Source organism: Saccharopolyspora indica (assembly GCF_027853965.1).
Taxonomy (GTDB): domain Bacteria; phylum Actinomycetota; class Actinomycetes; order Mycobacteriales; family Pseudonocardiaceae; genus Saccharopolyspora; species Saccharopolyspora indica.
In genome coordinates this window covers 104,423-126,800 of record NZ_JAQGLB010000023.1, presented here as the reverse complement: position 1 = coordinate 126,800, position 22,378 = coordinate 104,423, and the positions used below count along the sequence as shown (strand labels likewise).

The following is a 22,378-nucleotide window of genomic DNA, read 5'->3' as shown; positions in this document are numbered from 1 at the left end:
ATGTCAAGCCCGGCCTGGCGGCCGCCCCTTCGGGGTTTCAGGCTTGACATCCGGACCACAGCCCCGTTTTGGCTCTATGTCACGGGGATGACCCGGTATGGAACGGACCCCGGGCCGTGCTGGCGGGGTGCCGGTCGTGGGTGGTTGGGGCTTTTCGGGGTTGGGTGGTGGTGTGTTCCGACGCCGACAGGTGGTGTGCGTGGTTGGTTTGCCGTGCGGGCTGGCGGTTGATCGGGGTGTGGCGACGGGGCCTGGTGGTGGCCGTTTCGTGCTGGGTGATGGCTTGGTTCGTCATCAGTGAGTTCCTTTCTTGTTCGGGTTGCGGGGTTTCTGAGGTGTCGTGCTGATGTGTTGGTGGTGGGTTGATGTCGCCTGGCGGCGTGTAGTTTCCGGTTGGCCGGTTGGCCGGTTGGCCGGTTGTTCGGTTGGTGGGCAGGGTGGGGTGCCCCGCCCGGTCTCGGGTGGGGTCAGTGTGTATTCGCTAGCGGTCTGCCCTCTGGCGGTCTGCCCTCTGGTGGTGTGGTCAGGGTGCGGAGGGCATGGTGGTGTGTGGCGGGTTGGGCTTTCCCGCCAGGTCGTGGTGTGCGTGTCGGATCGACATTTGCCGGTGGGGTGAACATCGGGCGACCACGCTGGAGTTCGATGTTCCAGTGGTGGTTGTGGATGGTGCGGTGGTGGTGAGCGCACAGCATCACCATGTTGTTGACGCTTGTCGGGCCGCCGTCGACCCAGTGCACGATGTGATGCGCCTGCGGCGTTCCCGCCGGGTGGTCGCATTCCGGGAACGCACACACCCCGTCCCTGGCGAGCAGCGCGGCACGAATATGCGTCGGCGCGGTCCGCTGCGAAGCACCCACATCCAGCGGCAGGCTGTCCCCACCCATAACCATCGGGAGAACCTCGCAGTCGCAGGCGATCCTGCGGATGGTCTGGGGGCTGAGGTACTGGCCGGTGCCCTCCAGCATTCCCGCACCACCCACAGCCAGGATCTCGCCATCGTTGTTGGTGGACACCGGGAGCTGGTTTTTGAGGTCGGTGTAGTCGATGGTGACGGTCAGGTGGGGCTTCTGGCCTCCGGTGCGGGGCATGCCGTCGGTGTCGAGGACGAGGTCGAGGAGGGTGGACAGGCCGTCGGCGTTGCGCTGTCCGACCGTGCGCGGGTCCTTGACCCCGTCAGATTCCGGGCGCGGCGCCGCCAACGGCTGCAGGGCCGTGACGAACTTCGCGCCGGTCTCGCGGTCCAGACGGGCTTTGATCACCAGCATTCCGTCCCGGGCGGTCGCGTAATGCAACTCCCGCGATTCGAACTGCGCCCGCTCATCGGCCACAGCGCCATCAGCGTCGATCATGTAGCGGATCCGGTCGGCGAGTTTCGCCAGATCGCGGGGGCATTGGCGGCAGGCGGTCTCCACCAGCAATCGCTCGATCTCGGCCGCGCGGTGCTGGGCGTGTTCGGGCAGCCTGGACAGGCAGCGGGAGATCACCCGCGCGTGCTCCAGGCTGATCACACCCTCTGCCAGGGCTTCCCCGGTCACCGGGAGAGCAGCGGTGGTGGGCTCTGCGGTGGTGCCCGGACCAGCGTCATCGCCCACAGCCGGGGCGGTGGTGGCGGTGGCGATACGGACCCGGGTCGTGGCGTCCTGGCCGTCGATGTTGAGCAGCGTCTTCAACCACACCTGCGTCGACCGCGCACCCTGCACAGCGTGCAGGCGTCGGCGATCGGCTTCGGCGATCAACCGCAGCTGTTCCATCCGGGCCTGGCGGATCTGCTGCTCTACTTCTCCGATTCGGGCCGTGAGCTCTTCATCGGTCAGGGAGTCAACCGCAGGCGCCCACGACCCGCCCGGCGTGGGCGCATCCCACGCGGGCAAGGCGGACATGACCACGCCCGCGCCAGCGGCGGGGGTCGTGTCCTGGGTGGTCATCAGCGGTGTCATGCATCAATTCTCTCAACAATCGAACGAGAATTCGAGCGCATAACCGTCCCACAAACGGGTGATCACAACACCCACCAAACACGAAAACCCTTACCCAGAACCAAAAACCGCCAACATCAGACGGGTATTCGTCGGCGTGTCGTTGGCATGCAGCCAAACGTGAACATGAAAACCACGATTGTCCTATGAGGACTAAATGGGACATCTCAGCAACGGCAGGCTTGGCCGGTCGGCGGTCAGACCTCGGGAGCCACGCCGCCAGCCCGCAGAACATAGCAACCAGGCACTCGAACCACCGGCGACGAAGCAGCCCACCACCTAACGCTGCAAGGCCCCGACCACCCACGACCGGCGAGCTACCTGCACGCTACGGGGTCCGTTCCATACCGGGTCATCCCCGTGACATAGAGCCAAAACGGGGCTGTGGTCCGGATGTCAAGCCTGAAACCCCGAAGGGGCGGCCGCCAGGCCGGGCTTGACATCCGGACCACAGCCCCCACAATCCAACAAATCACGGGGATGACCCCCACCACAACACAACCGATAAAAGCCCCAACCAACCACCCACCCACCAGCCACCAAAGAGCCCAAACCCACCGATCACGACGATCCCTACTAACCCACAACCCCGACCAAACCATCGCCGAGAACGACCGTCAGACACCTGCGCAATGATCGAACCATGTCGAGAACACTGTTCGACGGTGAGATCTGGGTCCACTACGGCCAGCTCTACGTCGAGAGCGGAGGCAAGCACCTGGATCTGCAGGAGTCGTTCGCGGACCAGCGCAACGGATTGCTCGGTGCCGCTGAACGCGGCGGGCTCTTCCTGATCACCGGCCTGCACACGGGAGACGTCGGCTTCACCGTGGAGCTCCACGAGCAGGCCCCACCGGTCGACGACACCTGGGAGGAGGTCGTCGAGGCCTCGTACCAGCCGCTGGGCGATGTCGCGCTCGTCTGCTGGGGCGGGGAGGGCAGCTGGCCGCTCGACTTGGACGGCACCGAGTACCGGGCCCGCTACAGCGCGGTCCGGATGGACGAGGCGGACGACCTGGACACCCGGGTGGACGAGGAGCCGCTGGTGGACCGCTACCTGCTCCAGTTCTGGCCGGCTCCACCGGCGCCCGACCGGATTCTCAAGCAGAGCAGCGAGATCGCCGCCTACTGGCACAGCACGGTCGAGGGCTGAAAGCGAGGTGGGCGCGTACGCCGCAGCGTTCGCGCCCACTCGTCGTGCGGGGATCAGGCCTCTTCGAGGTCGGATTCCTTCACGTAGACCCAGCGGTGGTTGTAGGAGATCGGGACGTACATCTCGCCGCCGAGGACCACCTTGTGGTTGTTCGGGTCGTTCACGCCGTCGTAGCCGACGTTGTAGTAGATCGCCCGGCCCGGGCGGCCCGCGACGTACACCTGGCCCTGGGGGAGCTTGTACGGCAGCGGTTTGATCACCAGCGGGTCGAGGCCGTTCGGGAACTCGTCGGCGTCCGGCAGCGCCATGCCGTAGGTCGGGACGTCGGCGCGGACCGGGGTCACCAGCTCGGCGTCGTCGGCCGGGGCGGTGTTCACGCCGCCCGGGTCGCGCAGCCAGGCCTTCTTGCCGTCGAACCACAGCGCCAGCCAGTCGCCGCGGCGTTCCGCGACCGCGTACTGGCGGCCGACGGTGGCCTTGGCCGACCAGTCCTCGATCTTGGTGGTGCCGGGTGAGCCGTCCGGGTGCACCGAGGCCGAGCTGAGCAGCGGGGCGTCGTCGCGCGGGGCGCTGCGCAGGTAGAGGAAGTTCGCCGGCTGCGAGGGCAGTTCGCGGCATTCCTCCTTCGGCGGGCACTCGGTCACCACCGGCCGGTTCGTGTCGAACCGGGGGAAGATGGTCACCACGTCGTCGCCGCCGGTGTCGCCGTCCAGCGGGGCGTCGAGCAGGTTCATGTAGTGCGCCCAGTCCCAGTACGGGCCCGGGTCGTAGTGCTCGCCGCCGGCCTGTTCCGGCTTGTCGGCGCTGACCTCGTCGTGGCCGAGGACGTGCTCGCGGTCCAGCGGGATGTCGTACTTGTCCGCCAGGTACTTCACCAGTTCCGCCGACGAGCGGTACATCTGCTCGGTGTACCAGGTGCCGCCTTCGGCGGCCCAGCCCTCGTGCTCGATGCCGATGGAGCGCATGTTGCGGTCCCAGCTGCCCGCGTGCCACGGCATGTCCTTGGTCGGCACCATCTGCGTGACCTCGCCGTCGGAGGATCGGATCACGTAGTGGGAGGCCGCGCCGTGCGCCGGGTTCTGGAACAGCGAGATCGTCCCCTGGTAGGAGGTCTCGGTGTCGTGGATGACGATGGAGTTGATCCGGACGTCCTTCGGCCGGTCGGCCGTGTCGTAGTTCCCGTAGCCGCCGGTGGGGTCTTCCGGGTCGGTCGGCGCGTAGGCGGCTGGGACGTACTTGCAGTTCAGCTCGGCCGGGCATTCCGCCTTCGGCTCGACCCGGGCGGCCTGGACGTCGGCCAGGTCGGTGCCGGACAGGTCCCGGTTCGGCGTCACCTCGGGGATCTTGGTGAAGCCGACCTGCTGGCCGGTCGTGGTGGTGCGGCTGCGGCCGCGGTCGAGGGCCTCGTAGACGGAGTCGGCGAAGGCCCGCGCGCCGCTGGCCTGCGGGCTGCCGCTGAGCTCCGCGACGGCCGGGTACCAGCCGCCCAGGTCGTTGGGCAGCTGCCCGCCGCCGAGCTGCTTGGCGCGTTCGGCCAGCAGCGCGGCACCGGCCCGGATGTTCTGCGCCGGATCGCTCTTGACCTGCTCCGCCGGGAGGTCGACGAGTTCGGCGGCTTCGGTCAGGGTGTGCAGGGTGCGGTTGTCGGCGAGCTTCTTCAGCTTCGGGTTCTCGCGGCGCAGCTCCTCGAGGTCGACCTCGGTGAGGTGCATCGGGCCGTAGCCGCCCGCTTTGCTCTGCTCGCCCCAGTGGTCTTCCCACCTGGTGAGCTGGTAGGAGGTGGCCAGCAGCAGGGGCGCCGGGACGCCGAACTCGGCGGCGGCCGTTTCGAAGGCCTGCTGCTCGACGGTGTGGGGTTCGTCTGGGGAGGTGCCTGCGGCGGGCTGTGCGGCGCCGGCCAGCAGGCCGGTGGCAGCAGCCGTCACCGCGGCAGCTCGCCACCAGCGGGGTTTCCTGGTGGTCAAGGTCTTCACTACCTCGCTAGTTCCATCGCGGATGTCCTCAGTGGACGATTGAGGTTCCCGCGCCGCCATCGCGGAACCTGCCAGTCCTGGGCGGCGGCGCGTCCGGAAGTGATCAAGAGACTACGCCGCGGCGCCCCCGTCCGGGCCTGTTCTCCCGGATTTCGGGGACATCGCTGAGGGCCTTTCTGCTTCGTCGGAGCGGCGCAGTCCCCCGAACCGTCCACGTGGCCCGCACCCCCGCGGGTTCACCGCTGCTTGACCTCCAGCGCTGTCGAGGTAGCAGGATCGCCGCATGTCTGTTCAGCAGGTGCTCACCGGTTTGCAGCGGGCGTGGAACGCGGGTGACGGGTCGGCGTTCGCCGAGCTCTTCCGGGAGGAGGCGGACCTGGTCGACGTGGTGGGGCGGCACCAGCGCGGCCGCTCCGAGATCGCCCGGCAGCACCGCCGGCTCTTCGAGAACATCTACCGGGGCAGCAGGAACGAGTTCCGCCTGCTCGACGAGCGGGAGCTGGCCCCGGGCGTCCTGCTCGCGCACACCAGCTCGACGCTGCACGTCCCGGCCGGTCCGCGGGCCGGCGAGACGCGGAGCATCCAGACGGTGATCGTCCAGGACGGCCTGATCACCGCGTTCCACAACACGATGCGGTCCGATTTCGCGGAGTTCGAGCGGGGTGCCTAGGTGGTGATGGTCTCGACGGTGTCGAGAACCCCGGCCCAGGGGATCCCGAGCCCGCTGCGCGGACCGCGCGCGGCGAGCTGATCGTCGAGCAGGAGGTGCACGCCCGCGGCCCGCAGGGTGTCCACATGGGACTGCCAGGCCGGGTGCCGGACCTGCGTGGCGTTGATCTTCGGGAACACCGCCACCGGCACCCCCGGTGTCCCGATGGCCTCGCCGAGCGTGGTCAGCGCCTGGTTGTCGGCGATCCCCAGCGCGAGCTTGACGACGGTGTTGGCGGTGGCGGGGCAGGCGACGTAGCAGTCGACGTCCGGATGCGGCCGCCCTTCCCCGGGCAGCCGCGCCTCGACCCGGCAGGGCAGCCCGGTGGCCTGCGCAATCCGTTCCACCTCACCGATGGCCCGAAGCCACGCGCCCGCGGTCGGCGTCAAGGTGACGGCGACCCGCCATCCCCGGCCGATGGCGGGCTCGACGAGCCCGTCCCGAAGTCCTTCGACCCCACCAGCGCCGCAACCGATCACCCCGAGAGTCCGCACCACCCGAGTATGCAGCGCCCGCTACGCGAGCCCGGCGGTGAGGTTTCGCATGCAGTGCGCCGCGAGGTCCGCGACCGGCTCCGATTCGGTTTCCGCCGTCGCCCAGGTTTCGACCGCCACGCGGATCGCCGCGGTCGCCGCCGCCGCTGTCAGGCGGACGCGGAGGTCGGTCGGTTCCGCACCGGTCCGCTGGGCGAGGAGCGGTAGGAGCTGCTGCTCGGAGTCCTGGTTCACCGTCGCCCACACCGCCCGCAGGGCCGGGTCGCCGACCGCTGCGCGGAGCAGGCCGCGGGTCCATTCGAGGGAGCCGGCCTCGTCCGCTTCGCGGACGGTCATCGCGCGGTGCGCCGCTCGTTCCAGGGCTTCCGGCAGCGGGACGTCGGCGGGCGTCTCGGCCAGCAGGTCCTGCCAGCGGCGCGCCCCGAAGTTCAGCAGGGGCGCGACGGCGTCCTGCTTGGTGCGGAAGTAGCGGTAGAAGGTGCGGAGGCTCACGCCCGCCCGCTCCGCGATCGCCTCGGCGGTCGTGCCGTCGGAACCGCGCTCGGCGAACAGCGCGGCGGCGGCGCGGGCGATCTCCAGCTGGGTGGCCGCCTTGCGGCGTTCGGTGAGGCTCACACCCCCAGTCTAGGAACAAACTGCCGATGTGGCACGTTGTGCCATAGCGACACGACGTGTCAACGAGGGAAGGGGACAGTCATGGAACGCTTCGCGGACCGCCGGGTGCTGATCACGGGCGCCGGCTCCGGGATCGGGCAGGCCACGGTGCAGCGGATCCTCGCCGAAGGCGGGCGGGTCGTCGCGCTGGACCGCAGCGAGGACGGGCTGGCGGCGACCGAGGCCGCGGCGGCCGACAACGCCGAGCGCCTGACCACGATGACCGTCGACATCGCCGACGAGGCCGCCGTGCAAGCGGGCGTGGCCGGTGCGGTGGCCGAGCTCGGCGGGCTCGACGTGCTGGTGAACGCGGCGGGCGTCCTGCGCTCGGCGCACACCCACGAGACCACGCTGGAGTTCTGGAACTCGATCCTGCAGATCAACCTGACCGGCACGTTCCTGGTGACCAGGGAGGCGCTGCCCGCGCTGCTGGAGTCCGGCCGCGGCGTGGTGGTCAACTTCAGCTCGACCTCGGCGAGCTTCGCGCACCCCTACATGGCCGCCTACGCCGCGTCCAAGGGCGGGATCCAGTCGTTCACCCACGTGCTGGCCAGCGAATACGCCTCGCAAGGGCTCCGCGCGGTCGCGCTGGCGCCCGGCTCGATCAGCAGCGGCATGACCACCGGCTGCGGCCCCGGCCTGCCGGAGGACGCGGACATGAGCCTGTTCACCAAGCTCTACCCGGTGGTCATGAAGGGCATGGCCCCGCCGGAGACGGTCGCGGGCCTGGTGGCGGCGCTGGCCTCCGACGACGGAGCCTTCGTCACCGGCACCGAGCTCCGCGTCGACGGCGGAACCCACATGTGACTCCGATGAGTTCTCGCCTGCCGGGGAGTCTGCCTCGGCAGGCGAGAATCGGTTCAGGCTCGCGGACCGAAGTTCAGGAGGAGTCGTGGCGTTTTCCGGGGCGCGGTTGGCGCGCATGCGAGATGTGCTGTCCGGGTACGTGGACAGCGGCGCGATGCCGGGTCTGGTGGCCGCGGTGAGCAGGCGCGGTGAGACGCACGTCGAGGTGCTCGGTGCGCAGGAGTTCGGCGGCGAACCGATGCGCCGGGACACGATCTTCCGCATCGCCTCGATGACCAAGCCGATCACCGCCGCCGCGGCGCTGATCCTGGTGGAGGAGTGCGAACTGCGGCTGGACGACCCGGTCGACCGGCTGCTCCCGGAACTGGCCGACCGCCGGGTGCTGACGAGGCTGGACGGGCCGCTGACCGGGACGGTCCCGGCGAACCGGCCGATCACCCCGCGCGACCTGCTGACCTTCCGCTTCGGCCTCGGCTACGTGCCGGGCGAGCCGCCGATCTACCAGGCGCTGGCCGAGTCCGGGTTGGCGCCGGGGCCGGGCAACCCCGAGCTGTCGGTGGCGGAGTGGATGCGACGTCTCGGCGAACTCCCGCTCGCCCACCAGCCCGGTGAGCAGTGGCTCTACCACACCGGATCCGACGTCCTGGGCGTGCTGGTCGAACGCGCATCGGGGCGGCCGTTCGCGGAGTTCCTGCGGGAGCGGATCTTCGAACCGCTGGGCATGCGCGACACCGGTTTCCACGTGCCCGCCGACCAGGCGCACCGCCTGGCCGCCAGCTACGAGTCCGATCCCACGGGTGCACCGGCGCCGCGCGACGATCCGCGCGACGTGGCGCCGGGCTTCCCGGCCGGTGGCAGCGGCCTGGTGTCGACGGTCGACGACTACCTGGCGTTCTACCGGATGCTGCTGAACGGCGGGCGCGGCGGCGCGGACCGCATCCTGTCCCGCGCGGCCGTCGAGCTGATGCGCACCGACCAGCTCACCGAGCGGCAGAGGTCGGCGGCGCAACCGGTCCTGGACGCCGATGCGGGCTGGGCCTTCGGCCACGCCGTGATCACCCGCCGCACGGGACTGTCGACCCCCGGCACCCAGACCTGGGCAGGAGGCCTTGGCACGATGGCGTTCGCGGACCCGGCCGAAGACCTGGTCGGCGTCCTGCTCACCCAGCGGGCGATGGACGAATCCGGCTACCCGAGCCACTTCAAGGACTTCACCACCACGGCCTACCAAGCGCTGGACGACTGAGCATGGCCGTCCTCGCCCGTCCCGAGAACCTGACCGGTGTCCTCCTCATCCGCCCTGCTCGCCCCGGTGAGGAGAAAGTCGTGCTGGACCTGCTGGCCGGGGCGGCGGCTTGGCTCCGCGATCGCGGCATCGCGCAGTGGCCGGTGCGCTTCCCGGCGGGCTCCGTCCGCGCGCAGATCGCCGCAGGAGAAGCGCTCCTGGTGGAGGACGATCGAGACCCCATCGCCACTGTTGCCGTTGCCGAGGACGAGGCCGAGCTCTGGGGTCCGGACGCGGCACCGGCCTACTACGTGTCCCGGCTCGCGGTCGCCCGGCGCGCGAGCGGCGCGGGGCTCGGCTACCGGATCATCGACTGGGTTTCGGGCAAGGCGGCCGAGCACGGTCGGCGGTACGTGCGGTTGTCCACCGCGAGCAACAACCCGGACCTGCGCAGCTACTACGAGAGAGCGGGCTTCGAGCACGTCGCCGACCCGCCGCACGCCCGGTGGCCCACCAGCCTCTACCAACGTGAGGTCGCCTGAGCCTGTCGATCCACTGCGGACTATCAGGTGCGGTGTGCTGCGAGGGATTCGCGGCGGGCGACCAGGTTCAGCAGCGCCAGGGCGTCGTGGTCGGGGGTGTCCGGTTCGGCTTGGTAGACGACGATCCGCTGGTCCGTGCCCGCGATCGCCAGCAGCTCGTAGGTCAGCGACATCGGGCCGACCGCGGGGTGGTCGAAGTTCTTGATCCCGGCCGACTTCGGCTGCACCTCGTGGCGCGCCCACATCGCCGGGAACTCCTCGCTCTTGAGCGTCAGCTCGTCGACCAGCGCCTTCAGCCGGGTGTCGGCCGGGTTGTCGCCGAAGGTCGCGCGCAGGTCGGCCACCGAGTTCTCGGCGATCTCGGCCCACGGGGCCATCAGCTTCCGCGCGGTGGGGTGCAGGAACAGGTAGCGCGTGGTGTTGCGGCGGTGCGCGGGCCACTGGTCGATGTCGGCGAGCAGAGCCAGTCCGGCGGGGTTCGCGGCCAGCATGTCGTTGCGGCGGTTCAGCACGTAGGCGGGCCCGGCGAGCGTGTCGAGCAGGCGCAGCACGCTCAGCCGCACCGCCTCGGCCTCCGGCTGGTCCGGGTTCCGGGCGCCCGACGCGTGCCGCGCGAGGTTGTGCAGGTGCTGGTGCTCAGTGGCGTCGAGCAGCAGCGCTCGCGCCAGCGCGTCCAGCACGGCATCGCTCGGGTGGCGCTCGCGGCCCTGCTCCAGCCGCGTGTAGTAGTCCGAGCTGATCCCGGTGATGGCGGCGACCTCTTCGCGCCGCAGCCCCGGCGTGCGCCGCACCCCGGTACCGGACGGGAGGCCGACTTCGCCCGGTTTGCGGCGGTCGCGACATGCCCTCAGGAAGCTGCCCAGCTCGTTGCTCACCACTCGATGCTGCCACGCGCTCAGCCTGGGTGTGCCACTCCCAGGAGAAGCGCGGCCTGCCGCGCGGCGCCGAACCCGGCCACCATCGGAGACGACCGACGAAGGGGATGACGAGATGACGTTGCGGCAGGTTCAGCTGGGTTCCGGTCCGGTGGTCGGGGCGCAGGGCCTCGGCTGCATGGGGATGAGCGAGTTCTACGGCCCCACCGACACCGACGAGGCCCGGCGCACGCTGGAGCACGCGCTGGCGCGCGGCGTGACCCTGTTCGACACGGCCGACATGTACGGGATGGGCGCCAACGAGGAGTTCCTGTCGCCGTTCGTGCGGGCCAACCGCGATCAGGTGGTGCTCGCGACCAAGTTCGGCCTGGTCCGCAAGGCCGACGACCCGCTCTACCGCGGGTTCCGGGGCGACGCGGCTTACGTCCGCTCGGCGGCGGAAGCGAGCCTGCGGCGGCTCGGCGTCGAGGAGATCGACCTGTACTACATGCACCGCCGCGACGTGTCGGTGCCGATCGAGGAGACGGTCGGTGCGATGGCGGAGCTGGTCGCCGAGGGCAAGGTGCGCCACCTCGGGCTGTCCGAGGTGACCGGCGACGAGATCCGCGCGGCGCACGCGGTGCACCCGATCGCCGCGGTGCAGAGCGAGTGGTCGGTGTTCAACCGCGACGTGGAGAACACGGCGGTGCCCGCCGCCGCGGAGCTGGGCGTGGCGCTGGTGCCGTACTCGCCGCTCGGCCGGGGTTTCCTCACCGGGGCGTTCACCGCGGCGGAGAACCTGCCGGAGGGCGACCACCGCCGCAACTTCCCGCAGTACTCCGGCGAGAACGCGGCCCGCAACGCGGAACTGCTGCAACCGCTGCGCGAAGTCGCGCAGCGCCACGATGCGACACCGGCCCAGGTGGCGCTGGCCTGGCTGCACGCGCGGGAAGGCCTGACGGTGGTGCCGATCCCCGGCACCCGCCGCCGCGCCCGCCTGGACGAGAACCTCGCCGCGACGGACCTGGCCCTCACCCCGGCCGACCTGGCGGTCCTGGAACCGATCGCAGCCCAGGTCGCGGGCACCCGCTACGCGGACATGTCCTTCACCGCCGCAGGCCGCGAGTGACGTGACCTTGTGGTGGCTGCGAGACCGGTACCGGTTCCGTCTTCACCAGGTTCCGTGAGTGTTTCGGGGTGCTATAGCGCCCCAAAGCACTCACGGAACCACCCACAACAAACCCTCATCCACCACTGACCCCTCAAGCAGAGCCCCGTCGGGTGCGGCACCTGGCGCGGGGTTCCGGGCCGAGGAGGTGGCGGGTTTCACCGAGGAGCTCGCAGCCCCGGTGCCAGTCGCCGGTCACCGCGACGGCCAGCTTCTCCACACCCACCTCCGCGTAGGCGGCCAGCTGCTCGGCCACCTGGGCCGGGGTTCCGGCGGCGGTGGCGCCGCGCGCCGTCTCGACCGGCACGCCGTAGGTGGCCGCGACTTCGCGGGCCAGGTTCTCGCCCAGCTTCGGGTCCGGTCGCTTGGCGAACGCGCACTGGATCACGGTGGCCAGGCGGGGTGCCGGGCGGTCGTGCTGGTCGGCGAGGTCGCGGAGCCGGGCGGACTTGGCGCGGAGCTGCTCCGGGCTGTGCAGGGCGGCGAACCACCCGTCGCCGTACCGGGCCGTCCGGCGCATCGCCGCGGGGGAGGTCCCGCCGATCCACAGCGGCGGCGCGGGCACCGGAGGGGCGAGGTGGACCGTCGGCCCGCCCGGTAGCGGAGTCGGCTCGCCGGCCAGCAGCGACGGCAGGAGCTGCAGGAACTCGTCGGTGCGCGCGCCGCGCGTGGCCGGGTCGACGCCGACGGCGTCCCAGCCGCTTTCGCGGTCGCCGACGCCGATGCCCAGGTGCAGCCGGTCGCCGCCGGTCAGGTGCTGCAGGGTCGCGATCTGCTTGGCCGCGCAGACGTGCGTGCGCAGCGCGGGCAGGTACACGGCGAAGCCGATGTCGATGCACTCCGTCACCGCCGCCGCGGTCGCCAGCGCCAGCATCCCGTCCAGCACCGGAACTCCGTCGGCGAGGTGGTCACCGCACCACACCGAGTCGAGTTCGACGTCCACCGCGTGGTAGGCGGCTTCCCGGACCTCCACCGCCGGATCTTCCATCTGCGGCAGGAAGATCCCGATCTCCATGGCCATCTGCTGCTCCCCGGGTCGCTCCTCCTCCCCAGGGTCGAACTTGGAGCGCGCTGGAGGTCAAGAGCACAGCGACGGGATCGCCCGCGCGAGCCCGGTGGTGTGCAGGTGGTCCAGCTCGGCGCGGGTCCGGTTGAACGAGCCGGCCAGCCTGCCGTTGCACGACGGGTGCTCGCGCAGCTGCCGGGTGTCGCGCAGCTCCAGCAGGATCTCGTTGTTCAACCGGTCGATGACCGGCCGCACCTCGCCCAGGTCGGGGCGTTCGGTCGGCTGCTCGTCGGGGTTCGCGGCCCAGTAGTCGTGCAGGGCGTGCTGCACGACCTTGTTGGCCTCGATCTGGTCGCGGAAGACCCGCTTCGCCGCCGCCGGATCCAGCCCCAGCTCGGCGGACTTGCGCGCCACCGCGTCGAGCACCTGCTGCTCGCGCGCGGGATCGTCGATCGGCTGCCCGGTGCCCCACTTGGCGGCGGCCACCTGGTCCGCGGTGGCCACGCGCTCGGCCGCCGCCTGCAGCAGCGGGTCGAGCGAACCGGGGTCGGCGTGCGCCGGGGTGGCGAGCGCGACGATGACGGCACCGGTGACGAGCAGCGACCGCACGGCGAAACCTCCAGGTCAACGATCAGGCCGCGGAGCAGTATTGCCCACCGCGAGACCCGCTGCCAGTGCTTCGGCGCCGGTATCCTCGGCTCGGTGCTGATCGATCTCAGCGCGGACTGGTACCGCGCGATCGCGAGCTGGGCGGCCGGAACCCCGGTGTGGGCGCACCACGTCGCGCTGTTCGCGACGCAAGGCCTGCTCGGTGTGCTGGCCGCGTTGACCGTCCTGTCGTGGTGGCGCGCGGGGCGCCGCCCCCAGCTCCTGGTCCCGCTGTTGGCCGGCGCCCTCGGCTGGGTGCTCGCCGACCTGGTCAAGGAGGTGTTCCAGCAGCCGCGCCCGTGCCACGCGATGCCGATCGAGACGGTCAGGGCGTGCGCGGAGGTGAGCGTCTGGTCGCTGCCCAGCGGTCACTCGACAGCAGCTGCGGCGCTCGCGGTCGCTTTGGCCCTCCAGTGGCGGCGGATCGCGGCGCTGGCCTTGGCGATCGCCGTCCTGGAGGGCTTCAGCAGGATCTTCATCGGGGTCCACTACCCGCACGACGTGCTAGCGGGCTTCATCCTGGGCGCGGTGCTGGCGGTGGTGTGTACTCGGCTCGGTTGGCGCGCGCGAAGTCGCGGAACGCCCGCGCCGGACGCCCGGCGAGGTCCGGCACGACCGAGGTGACCAGGTCTTCCGATCCGGCGCGGATGTCGAGGTCCATGGCGGTCAGCGCGGCGGCGTAGTCGGCGGGCACCGCCGCGGAGTGCTGCCGGGTCCGCTCTTCCGGCGTGATGTCCTCGTGCCGCACCGGCCGCCCGGTGACCTCGGCGATGATCGCCGCGGCTTCGGCGTGGCTCAGCGCTTCCGGGCCGGTGAGCACGTACTCGTCGGCGATCTCGTCCGCCGCGAGCACCGCGTCGGCGACCGCGGCGATGTCGGCGGTGTCGATCCAGCCCAGCCGGCCGTCGCCGGTCGCGGTGCGGATCACCCCGCGTTCCCGCAGGTCCACCGCGACCGGGTGCGGGCCGGTGAAGTTCTGCATGAACCCGGACGGGCGCAGCACGGTGGAGTCCGGCATCGCCGACACGCGATCGCGCAGCTCGGTGAGCCCGGGGATCGCCGCCAGCGACCCGAGCATCACCACCCGGCGTCCTCCGACGGCCCGCAGGAAGGGCTCGACCAGCGGCATCGGTTGCAGCGCGCCGATCGGCGGCACCAGGAACACCTGCTCCGCGCCCTCCAGCGCAGGACCGTGAGTGCGCGGGTCGGACCAGTCGAAGCGCACGTGATCGGGTTCGGGCGCCGGGTGACGGCTGGCGATCCGCACCGGAACCCCGCGCCCGCGCAGCAGCTCCACGAGCGGCCGACCGGTGTTCCCGGTGCCGCCGGTGACCAGCACGGTCATGCGCGCACCTCGCCGACCAGCTCGTCCGCCAGTTCGCGGAGTGCGCCCATCGCTCGCGCCGCCCGCACCGGGCTCCAGTAGTCGCGCAACTCCGCGAAGGCGCCGTCGCGCACGACGAACACCGAGACGTAGCGCATCTCGTAGGTCTCGCCGGTCGCCACGGTGCGCCCGTGCGCGGTGAACTCGACGACGATCGTCGCCGGATCGGCGGTCCGGTGCACCACGACCGAGGGGAATCCGGTGATGTCCACCCGGTCCGGGTAGTCCGCCAGGTACGCGCGCAGTTCTTCCCGCCCGGTCAGCCGCGCCGCGGTGCCCTCGGCGAACGGGAACTCGACGGTGCAGTCCGGGGTGAACAGGTCGGTGAATCCGGTCATGTCCTTGGCCAGCAGCAGGTCCAAAGCCCGCTGGAACAGTTCTGCAGCTTCCACGCCGTCCACGTTTCCCGCCCGGCGCGGTGGCAGGCAGGGCCGCGATTGCCCCGGACCAGCAGTCCGTGGCTGCGCGGGGCGGGAGTGTGCCAGTCTGGCCAGGTGAACAAGCTCGAACTCGCCCAGTTCCTGCGCCGCCGCCGGGAGGCCCGGCGGCCCGCCGAGGTCGGGCTGAGCACGAGCGGCCGCCGCCGCACACCGGGTTTGCGCCGCGAGGAAGTCGCCTGGCTGGCCGGTGTGTCGACGAACTACTACGAACGCCTGGAACAAGCCCGCGCCCCGCGCCCGTCCGTGCAGGTGCTCGCCGCCCTGGGCGCCGCGCTGCGGCTGACCGAGGCAGAGGGCGAGCACCTGGCCCGCCTGGCCGGGCAGGCGCCGCCGGCGCGCGACGAGCCGGTGCCGGACGGCGTGCTGCGGCTGCTGGACCGGCTGGGCCCGGTTCCCGCGTACGTCGTCGACGAGCGCTACGACGTGGTCGCGTGGAACGCGTTGGCGGTGCGCCTGATCGCGGACTTCTCCGCGCTGCCGCAGGAGGAGCGCAACGTGCTGCGCATGGCGATGCGCGGCGGGCGCTGCTCCTCGGCGGGCAACGAGTTCGTGCGGCAGGCGGCGGCGGACCTGCGCCTGGCCGCCGCCCGCCACCCCGACGACCAGCGCATCGCCGGTCTGGCCGATGAGTACGCCGAGTTCAGCGCGGAGTTCGCGGCGTCGTGGACCGATCACGACGTGCAGGTCCGCCCCACCCTGCGCAAGCGGATCGAGCACCCGGACCTGGGCGGGCTCGACCTGGAGGCCCAGGTCCTGCACGCCCCGAACAGCGCCCACCGGCTGATCTTCCTGACGGCGGAACCGGGCACTCGATCCCACGAAGCCCTTACCGCGCTGAGCGCTGCGGGAGGCGGTAGGCCCAGTTCCACACCGCTTCGAGCGGACCGCGCTCGAAGCGCCGGAGCCACAACGAGGCCAGCGTCATGAACGTCGCGCAGATCGCCGCCCAGGCCAGCAGGACCCACCACGGACGCGCCCAGTCGAACTGCGCGGCCAGCCCCAAACCCCAGCCGTAGCACAGCACAGCGCCGACCAGGTTCTGGAAGACGTAGCAGGACAGGGCCGTTCGCCCGACCGCGGTCAGACCTCGGCGCAGCGCACCGGGTTCACCGCGCAGCGATGCCACCACCGTCGGGATCAGGCCGAGCAGGCCCAGCGCGATCATCGGCGGCAGGATGTAGCGGTCCACCATGAACCACTCCGGGCCGGCGAAGGTCGTCACGAGGTTCAGCGGCACGCCGATGCCGAAGCCGAACAGCATCAACCGGTTTCGCAGTCGCTGCTGGTCGGCGTTGAACACCCCGGCCCGGTAGAGCCGCGCACCGGCCAGGAACAGCAGCGTCGACAGCGGGATGACGAAGATGGCTTCCGCGCGGTAGCTGCTCCAGTCGGTCAGGCGTCCGGAGAGCTGCTCCAGGTAGCTGCCGCGGGTGTAGAGGTCGGTCGGCGGAGTGGACAGCGACACGTCGCCGTGCAGCATCCCGATGGTGGCCAGGCCGATGAACGCCACGTGCACGGTGCCCATCGCGATCATCCAGCCGCGCTGCGCCCGGTCGCTGCGGCCGATGAGGTAGGCGACCAGGATCGAGGTCACCGCGTAGCTCATCAGCACGTCGTACTCGAAGATCAGCACGTAGTGCAGCAGGCCCTCGGTGAACAGCAGCCCGGCCCGCCACAGGTACCAGCCGGGCCACTTGCCGCCGCGCCGCTTGGCGGAGCGGTACTGCAGCTCCAGCCCGATGCCGAACAGCAGGGTGAGCAGGGCGAGGAACTTCCCGTTGGCCAGCCAGCGCAGCGCCGCTTCGACGTACGAAGCGCCGCCGTCGAGCGTGATGTTCAGAGCGGCTGCCGGGCCCTGCGGGTTGGTGAAGATCCAGATGTTGGTGCCGAGGGTGCCTAGGATCGCCACACCGCGGATGACGTCGAGCGCGCCTATCCGGGTCGAGGCGGGCGCCTGTTGCAGAGTTGTCATGGGTTCCCCAGTTGTCGGAAGCCTCCGTTTTGTGACGGAGGGTTACGATGCAAGTGCATGGTAAACAGCCGGGTGCCGGTTTTGCAATGCAGTTGCATTGGAAAGGTTGGTGACGTGCCGAAACAGGTCGACCACGCCGCACGGCGAATCCAGATCGCCGAGGCGCTGCTGCGCCTGGCCAGCCGCGGCGGGCTGGAGGCGGTGAGCCTGCGCGACGTCGCGGCGGAAGCCGGCATCTCGATGGGCGCGGTGCAGCACTACTTCAAGAGCAAGGAGCAGATGCTCCTGCACGCGATGGACCACGTCACCAAACGCGCTGGTGAGCGGATCGTGGCGGCGTTGAGCCGGCAGGGCGAGCGGCCGTCGGCGCGAGAGGTCGTGCGCACCGTGATGCTCGAAATGCTGGCGCTCACCGAGGACAGCCGCATGGAGTTCCTGACCCACCTGGCGTTCTTCATGCGAGCGCTCGGCTCATCCGAACTGGCCGCGATGTACCGGGAGTGGTGGCCGGAGCTGGAGCGCTGGCTCACCGGCGAGCTGCGATCGGCCCAGGAGGCCGGTGAACTACCGCCCGACCGCGACCCGGCCCGAGAGGCGGAACTCCTCCTGTCGATCCCCGACGGCCTCTCGGTGGGCCTCCTCCTCGGCCACCGAACCGGAGAAGAAGCGATCGCCACGATCGACTACCACCTGGACCGAGTCTTCGGCGATCGCCGATCGTGAGCGAGCCCGCTGTCAGGAGCGGATCTCGGCGTAGGTGAGGGCGCCGGGGGTGGCTTCGGCGGTGCCGCCGGTGGTCTCCGCCAGCCAGGTGGCGAAGGTGTCCACTTCGGACGCCGGGACGTTGACGTGGAAGCGGACCACTTCCAGGTACTCGGTGTCGGCCACCTGGTAGCCGGCCGATCGGAGATCGTTGTCCAGCTTGCCCGCCAGCAGGTAGTCCACTTCGGTCGTCACGGTCCGGACCGGGCGGCGCTCGACCAGCCCGACGTGCTCCAGCGCCGCCGACACCGCGCCGCCGTAGGCGCGCACCAGCCCGCCCGCGCCGAGCAGCACGCCGCCGAAGTACCTGGTCACCACCGCCACCGCGTTGGTCACCTCGTTGTGCCGCAGGACCTCCAGCATCGGCACGCCCGCGGTTCCCGCCGGTTCGCCGTCATCGCTGGACTTCTGGATCTCGCCGAGGTCGCCGAGCACGAAAGCCGAGCAGTGGTGGCGCGCGTCGTGATGCAGCTTGCGGCGCTGCTGGATGAACTCGCGAGCCTCCGCCTCATCGGTCACCCGGGCCAGCGCGCAGAGGAACCGGGACTTCTTGACCTCCAGCTCGTGCTCACCGGACTGCGTGATGGTGCGCATCTGTCCCCTTCGGAAGGTGGCGTTGCTCACGGCCCCGCTGGGCTGCTCCCTCATCCTCCCACCGAGTCGATGTCGCAGGTCAACGCGGTGCGGCGGCATTAAGGGGACGGCGATTTCCGTTGTGGCCCGCGGCCACGTAACGTCCCCCCTCATGGAGCAGTCCTCGAACCCGTTTGAACCAGGCGTGCGGGTCCGCGCCACGTTCGGCCGGTTCCGCGACAAGGTCGGCACGGTCGTGGAGACCGCCACCGGCCTCCCCGAAGTCTTCGACGGTCCCGTCCTGTGGGTCCGCTTCGAAGGAGACGAAGAGCCCGGCTTGGTAGCAGGCCGCTTCCTCGAAGCGGCCTGATCCCAGCCCGGTCAGCCCCAGACCTCGGCGGCGGTTTCCGCGACGAGGCGGAGCTTGGCCACTTCCTCCTCGTAGGTCAGGGAGTTGCCGTCCTCGGTCGAGGCGAAGCCGCACTGCGGTGACAGGCACAGCTGGTCGAGGTCGATGTGGCGGGCGGCCTGCTCGATGCGGCGCTTGAGCGCGTCCTTGGACTCCAGCTCACCTCGCTTGGTGGTGACCAGGCCGAGCACCACGGCCTTGCCCTTCGGCACGAACCGCAGCGGCTCGAAGCCGCCGGAGCGCTCGTCGTCGAACTCCAGGAAGAACCCGTCCACTTCGAGCTCGTTGAACAGCGCCTCCGCGACGAAGTCGTAGCCGCCCTCGGCGATCCAGGCGGAGCGGAAGTTCCCGCGGCACATGTGCGCGGTCACCGCCAGGGTGTCCGGTCGCCCGCGCAGCGAGTCGTTGATCAGCTCGATGGTCCGCAGGTGCGCCCGCTCGGCGTCGTCGCCGCGCGCGGTCAGCTGGGCGCGCTGGGCCGGGTCGTTGAGCTGGGCCAGGCCGGGGTCGTCGAGCTGCAGGTAGTGGCAGCCGAGGTCGGCCAGGGCACGCACCTCGGTGCGGTAGGCCGCGGCCAGGTCGGCGCGGAACTCGGCCAGGTCCGGGTAGGTGGTCTCGTCGACGGCCGCCCGGCCGCCGAGGTGGTGGAGCATGCCCGGCGACGGGATGGTCAGCTTCGGCGTCGCGGTGGTGACCCGCTCGGCCAGCGCGGTGAACTCCTCCTCGAAGATCGTCCGGCTCAGCCCGACCCGGCCGGTGACCCGCAGGCCCGGCGTGGCGAACTCGATGCCGCCCTGCTCGTTGCGGAACTGGACCGCGAGGCTGGTGTCGGCGACCTGCTCCACGCCGTCGAGCTGGCGCAGGAAGTCCACGTGCCAGGAGCCGCGCCGGAACTCCCCGTCGGTGGCGCTGTGCAGGCCGATCTCCTCCTGCACGGCCACCACCTGCGTGATCGCCTCGTCCTCGACGCGCCGCAGCTCGGCGTCGTCGATGCGGCCCGCGGCGTGGTCGTCGCGGGCGTCGAGCAGGGCTTGCGGGCGCAGCAGGCTGCCGACGTGGTCTGCGCGGAACGGCGGGGAGACGCGGGGACTCATGATCGCACCATAGTTTGCTAATGCGACCGTGCCCAGACCGCTCGCGCGGCGCTCGTTTCGCCAGGTCCGGTGGCCATCGGGGAACCCGCGGCCGTGTCGTTCGTTGTTCCGGCTGTGAGCAAGGACAAATCGGTACTACCGGTCCGCTGGATAAAATCGAGCAGGACAACTGACGTCGGGGCTGACGGATGGAGACGATGCGAGTTCTCGTGATCGGAGCCGGAGTCGGAGGACTCGCCATCGCCAACGGGCTGCTCGGCCAGGGCCACGAGGTCCAGGTCTTCGAGCACGCCGACACCCTGCGGACCACCGGCGCGGGCATCACGGTGTGGAGCAACGGCACGGCCGCGCTGCGCGAACTGGGCATCGACATCGAACCGTCCGGCCGCAAGCTGCACAGCCTGCGCTCGCTCACCGACTCCGGCCGCCTGCTGTGGGAAGCCGACCTCGGCGAGGTCACCGAGCGCCTCGGCTCGCCGACGGTGCAGATCGCGCGCCGCGAGCTGATCGCCGAGATGGCCGCCGCGCTGCCACCGGAGGTGCTGCACTTCGGCCGCCGCTGCGTCGGCGTCGTGGAACGGCCGGACAGCGTCGCGGTGGAGTTCGACGACGGCAGCGAAGCCGTCGGCGACCTGCTGATCGGCGCCGACGGGCAGCGCTCCGTGGTGCGCCGCGAGCTGCTCGGCGGCGACCCGGCCAAGCCCACCGGCTGGGCGAGCTGGCAGGGCCTGACCCGCAGCGACCTGCCCGTCGCGCACGGCCACCAGACGCTCAACATCGCGGGCCGCAACGCGCACTGCGGCCTGATCCCGACCGGCGACGGGCTGCTGCACTGGTGGTTCGACATGCCGTGGAAGGAAGGCGACCCGGTGCTCTCGGTCGCCGACCTGCGCGCGGTCTTCGCGGGCTGGCCGGATCCGGTCGAGCAGCTGCTGGCCTCGGTCACCGACGACGACCTGGGCTTCTTCCCGCACATCCGGCACAAGGTCCCGCACGTCTGGGGCGGCCCGCGCAGCACGCTGCTCGGCGATGCCGTGCACGCGATGCCGCCCGCGGTGGCGCAGGCGGCCAACCAGACGCTGGAAGACGCCTGGCTGCTCACCCAGTACCTGTCCGGAGCGGGCGACGACCTGGCTCCCCGGCTGCGCGCCTATGAGCAGGAACGCCGCCCGCGGGCCCTCAAGGTGTCCCGCACCGCGGCCCTGACCTCGGCCCAGCGCAGCACGCCGCTGCAACGCCTGGCGAAGTTCCCGGGCTGGCTGGCCACCCGCAGCCAGGTGGCCTCCCTGCGCTCCGGCAGCAACGTCCTGCGCGGCTTCGCCCCGCGCCCCGCGATCCAAGCCGCCTGACCCGCTCCGTCACCCGGGCCCTGGTCAATTTCGTGCGAAATTGACCGCTCCTGGCCGCCGAGAGCGGGGTTCGTGCAGGTCGGGGCTGCGTGCGTGGGTTGGTGGTGGTTCCCCGGAAGGTGTGAAGCACGACGGCCCGCCGCGCCGGGAGCGGCGGGGCGGGCCGTCGCGCCGGTGCGTCAGGCGCCGGCTGCGAAGGTGTCCGGGTCGGGGCCGACGCGGACGTCGGTGCGCAGCGCGGTGATCGCCGCGACGTCGTCGTCGGCCAGCTCGAAGTCGAAGACCTCGATGTTCTCCTCGATCCGCGACGGGGTGACCGACTTCGGGATCACGACGTTGCCCAGCTGCAGGTGCCAGCGCAGCACGATCTGCGCCGGGCTCTTGCCGTACTTCTCGCCCAGCGAGGACAGCGTCGTGTCGTCGAGCAGGCCCTTGCCCTGGCCCAGCGGGCTCCACGCCTCGGTGGCGATGCCGTGCTCGGCGTGGAACGCGCGCAGCTCGGCCTGCGGCAGGTTCGGGTGCAGCTCGATCTGGTTCACCGCGGGCACCACGTCGGTCTCGTCGAACAGCCGCCGCAGGTGCGGGACCTGGAAGTTCGACACGCCGATCGCCTTGGCTCGGCCCTCGTCGTAGAGCTTCTGGAACGCCTTCCAGGTGTCGACGTACTTGTCCGCGGCGGCGACCGGCCAGTGGATCAGGTACAGGTCGACGTACTCCAGGCCGAGCCGCTCCAGGCTCTCGTCGAAGGCCTTCAGCGCGCTGTCGTGGCCCTGCTTGTCGTTCCAGAGCTTGGTGGTGACGAACAGGTCCTCGCGCGCGATGCCCGATTCGGCGATCGCCCGGCCCACGCCCTCCTCGTTGCCGTACACCGCGGCGGTGTCGATGCTGCGGTAACCGGCCTCCAGCGCCGACTTCACCGGTGCGACGACCTCGTCGGCCGGCACCTGGAAGACGCCGTAGCCGAGCTGCGGCATCGCTGCGCCGGTGTTCAGCGTGATGTTCGGAACCTGAGTCATGTGGGTGATGTCCTCCGCCGTATCGCGTTCGTCGCCGGCCGCGAGGGGCCGGCACCAGGTGGAACCGATTCAGTCGATCGTGGATTCCCGCCACGCGGTGTGGCCCGTACCGCAGGCCACCGTATTTCACCTGCCCCGCGATCGCCCAGGAGGTGTTCCGCGAGTGACCG

The 22,378-nt window shown here is 70.7% G+C and carries 24 protein-coding genes; 11 read left to right on the top strand and 13 right to left on the bottom strand.

The features are described 5' to 3' along the window. Positions 1 to 467 precede the first annotated feature (467 nt). Positions 468 to 1,937 carry an HNH endonuclease signature motif containing protein gene (locus OU416_RS34340; RefSeq protein WP_270931239.1) on the bottom strand — a complete coding sequence of 490 codons (1,470 nt, stop codon included), beginning with the start codon at positions 1,935 to 1,937 and terminating at the stop codon, positions 468 to 470. A 682-nt stretch (positions 1,938 to 2,619) separates the two neighbouring features. Here OU416_RS34340 and OU416_RS34335 point away from each other — a divergent pair. Continuing rightward, entirely contained in the window at positions 2,620 to 3,129 is a 510-nt protein-coding gene (locus tag OU416_RS34335) for a hypothetical protein (protein ID WP_270931238.1), read from the top strand. A gap of 53 nt (positions 3,130 to 3,182) precedes the next feature. Here OU416_RS34335 and OU416_RS34330 read toward each other — a convergent pair whose 3' ends face one another. Further along, on the bottom strand, positions 3,183 to 5,054 hold the full coding sequence (locus OU416_RS34330; protein WP_270931237.1) for an N-acetylmuramoyl-L-alanine amidase: 1,872 nt from the start codon (positions 5,052 to 5,054) through the stop codon (positions 3,183 to 3,185). Positions 5,055 to 5,385: 331 nt separating this feature from the next. Between OU416_RS34330 and OU416_RS34325 the strand changes: the two genes are divergently transcribed. Beyond that, entirely contained in the window at positions 5,386 to 5,772 is a 387-nt protein-coding gene (locus OU416_RS34325) for an SgcJ/EcaC family oxidoreductase (RefSeq protein ID WP_270931236.1), read from the top strand. Here OU416_RS34325 and OU416_RS34320 read toward each other — a convergent pair. Continuing rightward, positions 5,769 to 6,305 (bottom strand): flavoprotein, encoded by a 537-nt coding sequence (locus OU416_RS34320; RefSeq protein ID WP_372907179.1) that lies wholly within the window; start codon positions 6,303 to 6,305, stop codon positions 5,769 to 5,771. The genes OU416_RS34325 and OU416_RS34320 overlap by 4 nt on opposite strands. A 21-nt stretch (positions 6,306 to 6,326) precedes the next feature. Next, positions 6,327 to 6,920 carry a TetR family transcriptional regulator gene (locus OU416_RS34315; RefSeq protein WP_270931234.1) on the bottom strand — a complete coding sequence of 198 codons (594 nt, stop codon included), beginning with the start codon at positions 6,918 to 6,920 and terminating at the stop codon, positions 6,327 to 6,329. 81 nt (positions 6,921 to 7,001) lie between these two features. Between OU416_RS34315 and OU416_RS34310 the strand changes: the two genes are divergently transcribed. The 3 genes from OU416_RS34310 to OU416_RS34300 all read left to right on the top strand — a co-directional run bounded on the left by OU416_RS34310 (position 7,002) and on the right by OU416_RS34300 (position 9,533). Beyond that, a complete protein-coding gene (locus tag OU416_RS34310; protein ID WP_270931233.1) occupies positions 7,002 to 7,766 on the top strand; it encodes an SDR family NAD(P)-dependent oxidoreductase in 765 nt (254 codons plus the stop codon). An 85-nt stretch (positions 7,767 to 7,851) separates the two neighbouring features. After that, the gene (locus OU416_RS34305) at positions 7,852 to 9,012 is read left to right on the top strand and encodes a serine hydrolase domain-containing protein (RefSeq protein WP_270931232.1); all 1,161 of its coding nucleotides are present in this window, start codon (positions 7,852 to 7,854) and stop codon (positions 9,010 to 9,012) included. A 2-nt stretch (positions 9,013 to 9,014) separates the two neighbouring features. Next, positions 9,015 to 9,533: a GNAT family N-acetyltransferase gene (locus tag OU416_RS34300; protein ID WP_270931231.1), complete on the top strand. Its 519-nt coding sequence runs from the start codon at positions 9,015 to 9,017 to the stop codon at positions 9,531 to 9,533. Between the two features lie 23 nt (positions 9,534 to 9,556). Here the strand turns inward: OU416_RS34300 and OU416_RS34295 are convergent, their stop codons facing one another. Beyond that, positions 9,557 to 10,408, bottom strand: coding sequence for a helix-turn-helix transcriptional regulator (locus OU416_RS34295; protein ID WP_270931230.1), 852 nt, complete (start codon positions 10,406 to 10,408; stop codon positions 9,557 to 9,559). Between the two features lie 115 nt (positions 10,409 to 10,523). On the opposite strand from OU416_RS34295, the gene OU416_RS34290 reads away from it, so the two are divergent. Continuing rightward, entirely contained in the window at positions 10,524 to 11,516 is a 993-nt protein-coding gene (locus tag OU416_RS34290) for an aldo/keto reductase (protein WP_270931229.1), read from the top strand. 133 nt (positions 11,517 to 11,649) lie between these two features. Here the strand turns inward: OU416_RS34290 and OU416_RS34285 are convergent, their stop codons facing one another. Both OU416_RS34285 and OU416_RS34280 read right to left on the bottom strand, forming a co-directional pair. Then, the gene (locus tag OU416_RS34285) at positions 11,650 to 12,576 is read right to left on the bottom strand and encodes an LLM class flavin-dependent oxidoreductase (protein WP_270931228.1); all 927 of its coding nucleotides are present in this window, start codon (positions 12,574 to 12,576) and stop codon (positions 11,650 to 11,652) included. Between the two features lie 57 nt (positions 12,577 to 12,633). Further along, complete coding sequence (locus OU416_RS34280) at positions 12,634 to 13,170, bottom strand: chorismate mutase (RefSeq protein ID WP_270931227.1); 537 nt, start codon at positions 13,168 to 13,170, stop codon at positions 12,634 to 12,636. Positions 13,171 to 13,263: 93 nt separating this feature from the next. Between OU416_RS34280 and OU416_RS34275 the strand changes: the two genes are divergently transcribed. Beyond that, complete coding sequence (locus OU416_RS34275; RefSeq protein WP_270931226.1) at positions 13,264 to 13,833, top strand: phosphatase PAP2 family protein; 570 nt, start codon at positions 13,264 to 13,266, stop codon at positions 13,831 to 13,833. On the opposite strand, the gene OU416_RS34270 is transcribed toward OU416_RS34275, so the two are convergent. Next, positions 13,724 to 14,554: an NmrA family NAD(P)-binding protein gene (locus OU416_RS34270; RefSeq protein WP_270931225.1), complete on the bottom strand. Its 831-nt coding sequence runs from the start codon at positions 14,552 to 14,554 to the stop codon at positions 13,724 to 13,726. The genes OU416_RS34275 and OU416_RS34270 overlap by 110 nt on opposite strands. Continuing rightward, the gene (locus OU416_RS34265) at positions 14,551 to 14,985 is read right to left on the bottom strand and encodes a nuclear transport factor 2 family protein (protein WP_270931224.1); all 435 of its coding nucleotides are present in this window, start codon (positions 14,983 to 14,985) and stop codon (positions 14,551 to 14,553) included. Before OU416_RS34265 ends, OU416_RS34270 begins: the two co-directional genes overlap by 4 nt. Before the next feature lie 102 nt (positions 14,986 to 15,087). Between OU416_RS34265 and OU416_RS34260 the strand changes: the two genes are divergently transcribed. Further along, positions 15,088 to 15,960: a helix-turn-helix transcriptional regulator gene (locus tag OU416_RS34260; RefSeq protein WP_270931223.1), complete on the top strand. Its 873-nt coding sequence runs from the start codon at positions 15,088 to 15,090 to the stop codon at positions 15,958 to 15,960. Here the strand turns inward: OU416_RS34260 and OU416_RS34255 are convergent. Continuing rightward, positions 15,860 to 17,005, bottom strand: coding sequence for a DUF418 domain-containing protein (locus tag OU416_RS34255; RefSeq protein WP_270931222.1), 1,146 nt, complete (start codon positions 17,003 to 17,005; stop codon positions 15,860 to 15,862). The two genes, OU416_RS34260 and OU416_RS34255, sit on opposite strands and share 101 nt — an antisense overlap. 114 nt (positions 17,006 to 17,119) lie before the next feature. On the opposite strand from OU416_RS34255, the gene OU416_RS34250 reads away from it, so the two are divergent. Next, positions 17,120 to 17,728 (top strand): TetR/AcrR family transcriptional regulator, encoded by a 609-nt coding sequence (locus tag OU416_RS34250; protein ID WP_270931221.1) that lies wholly within the window; start codon positions 17,120 to 17,122, stop codon positions 17,726 to 17,728. A gap of 12 nt (positions 17,729 to 17,740) precedes the next feature. On the opposite strand, the gene OU416_RS34245 is transcribed toward OU416_RS34250, so the two are convergent. Beyond that, complete coding sequence (locus OU416_RS34245) at positions 17,741 to 18,361, bottom strand: YigZ family protein (RefSeq protein WP_270931220.1); 621 nt, start codon at positions 18,359 to 18,361, stop codon at positions 17,741 to 17,743. A gap of 151 nt (positions 18,362 to 18,512) precedes the next feature. Between OU416_RS34245 and OU416_RS34240 the strand changes: the two genes are divergently transcribed. Continuing rightward, on the top strand, positions 18,513 to 18,710 hold the full coding sequence (locus OU416_RS34240) for a hypothetical protein (RefSeq protein WP_270931219.1): 198 nt from the start codon (positions 18,513 to 18,515) through the stop codon (positions 18,708 to 18,710). A gap of 11 nt (positions 18,711 to 18,721) precedes the next feature. On the opposite strand, the gene OU416_RS34235 is transcribed toward OU416_RS34240, so the two are convergent. Continuing rightward, positions 18,722 to 19,843: a 5-methyltetrahydropteroyltriglutamate--homocysteine S-methyltransferase gene (locus OU416_RS34235; RefSeq protein WP_270931218.1), complete on the bottom strand. Its 1,122-nt coding sequence runs from the start codon at positions 19,841 to 19,843 to the stop codon at positions 18,722 to 18,724. 197 nt (positions 19,844 to 20,040) lie between these two features. Here OU416_RS34235 and OU416_RS34230 point away from each other — a divergent pair, with 197 nt between their 5' ends. After that, a complete protein-coding gene (locus OU416_RS34230; RefSeq protein WP_270931217.1) occupies positions 20,041 to 21,192 on the top strand; it encodes an FAD-dependent monooxygenase in 1,152 nt (383 codons plus the stop codon). A 179-nt stretch (positions 21,193 to 21,371) separates the two neighbouring features. Here the strand turns inward: OU416_RS34230 and OU416_RS34225 are convergent, their stop codons facing one another. Beyond that, positions 21,372 to 22,208 (bottom strand): aldo/keto reductase, encoded by an 837-nt coding sequence (locus tag OU416_RS34225; RefSeq protein ID WP_270931216.1) that lies wholly within the window; start codon positions 22,206 to 22,208, stop codon positions 21,372 to 21,374. Between the last annotated feature and the right edge of the window lie 170 nt (positions 22,209 to 22,378).